Source organism: Thiolapillus sp., assembly GCF_048562965.1.
In the GTDB taxonomy this organism is placed as follows: domain Bacteria; phylum Pseudomonadota; class Gammaproteobacteria; order Chromatiales; family Chromatiaceae; genus Thiolapillus; species Thiolapillus brandeum_A.
This window is the reverse complement of record NZ_JBHNMF010000586.1, coordinates 1-1953: the sequence shown is the minus strand read 5'-3', so window position 1 is coordinate 1953 and position 1953 is coordinate 1. Positions and strand designations below refer to the sequence as shown.

Genomic DNA, 1953 nt, shown 5'->3' with positions numbered 1-1953 from the left:
GTCAGCTATTTCTGGAACTGGATCCTGCAAAAAGACAACTGGCTGCGCATCTTCCATCGCTTCGTGCTGCTGGAGCGCAAGGAGGTGGAAGATGCGGAAGGCCGGATTCGCTACAAAGAAACTCTGATCTTCCCCCGCTACCACCAGTTCGAGGCCGTGACCACAATGATGGACGCGGTGCGCGAGGAAGGGCCAGGCCATCAGTACCTGATCCAACACAGCGCTGGTTCCGGCAAGACCTACACCATCGCCTGGACGGCCCATGAACTGATCCGCATGAGAAAGCCGGAAGGCGAGCCGTCCTTCGATTCGGTCATTGTGGTGACGGATCGCACAGTGCTGGATGCCCAGTTGCAGGAGGCCATTCGCCAGATCGAGCATCAGCAGGGCGTGGTCAGCGCCATCGACCGGGAATCATCCTCTCTGCCCAAGAGCCAGCAGCTGGCCAAGGCGCTGCTCGATGGCACGCCCATCATCGTGGTAACCCTGCAAACCTTCCCTTACGCCCTGGAGGCGATACTCACCGAGAAATCGCTCAGGAACAAGAACTTTGGCGTCATCATGGACGAGGCGCACAACTCCCAGACCGGCAGCACCGCCGGCAAGTTGCGCCAGGCGCTGGCGCTGGATTCCAGCGAGGAACTGGCCAGCCTGACGCCGGACGAGCTGCTGGAAAAGCTGCAAAGCGTGCGCGGCCTGCCGCGGAACGTCAGCCACTTTGCCTTCACCGCGACGCCCAAGCATGCGACCTTGATGCTGTTCGGTCGGCCACTCGATCCGGTCAAGCCCGTTTCCAAGGAGAATCCGCCGGTACCTTTCCACCTGTACACCATGCAGCAGGCCATCGAGGAGGACTTCATCCTGGATGTGCTGCAGAACTATGCCTCCTACAAGATGGCGCTGCGCATCGGCGAGACCTTCGTCCAGCAGAACCAACGGGTCGATGCCAAGTACGCCAAGCGCGCCCTGGCACGGTGGCTGTCCCTGCACCCCACCAACATCGCGCAGAAGGTGGAGCTGATCATTGAGCACTTCCGCAAGAATGTGGCGCACCTGCTGGGCCATCAGGCCAAGGCCATGGTGGTCACCTCCTCACGGGCGGCGGCGGTCAAGTACAAACTGGCTTTCGACCGCTATGTAGAGAAAAAGGGCTACCAGAACATCCGTTCCCTGGTGGCCTTTTCCGGGCAGATTCTTGGCAAGGAGATCAACGATGACCTGAATCATTACCCGGACGAAGAGAGCTTCACCGAGGAGAACATGAACCCGGGCGCGCGTGGCCGGGATCTGCGCAAGGTGTTCGACACGCCGGAATACCAGGTGATGCTGGTGGCGAACAAGTTTCAGACTGGCTTCGACCAACCCAAACTGGTGGCCATGTACCTGGACAAGAAGGTGTCCGGCGTGGAGGCGGTACAGACCCTTTCCCGTCTGAACCGGACTTTCCCTGGCAAGGATCAGACCTTCATCATCGATTTTGCCAACGATCCCGAGCAGATCGTCGCCGCCTTTCACACCTACTACAAGAATGCCCGTATCGCTGATGTGCAGGATCCCAATGTGGTGTATGACATGAAGGCGCGGTTGGACGACATGGGCATCTACGACGCGGAAGAGGTGCGCCAGTTCGGCATTGCCATCACCGATCCCCATGTCACCCACCAGCAACTCTATCAGCTCACTCAGGCGGCCACCGACCGCTTCAACGGCCGCATGAAGATGCTCAACGACGCCATCGAAGTGTGCGAGAGGGAATACCTGATGGCCCGTGAGAGAGGCGACGAGGTCGGTGCGGAAAAGGCCGAGGCGCGACGCTCGGAGCATACCCGCGCCCGGGACGAGCTACTGGTGTTCAGCCAGGGGTTGGGAAAGTTCGTTCGCACCTATGAGTACGTGGCCCAACTGGTGGAGTTTGGCGATCCCCAAATCGAGGCCTTCGCCGCCTTTTCCAGG

General features: G+C 59.8%; 1 protein-coding gene. It reads left to right on the top strand.

Translation table 11 applies throughout. The annotated features are described in order from the left end of the window. Positions 1-1953 (top strand): DEAD/DEAH box helicase family protein (locus ACOCD2_RS18015; RefSeq protein ID WP_294078020.1); only part of this gene is annotated, 1953 nt, incomplete at both ends.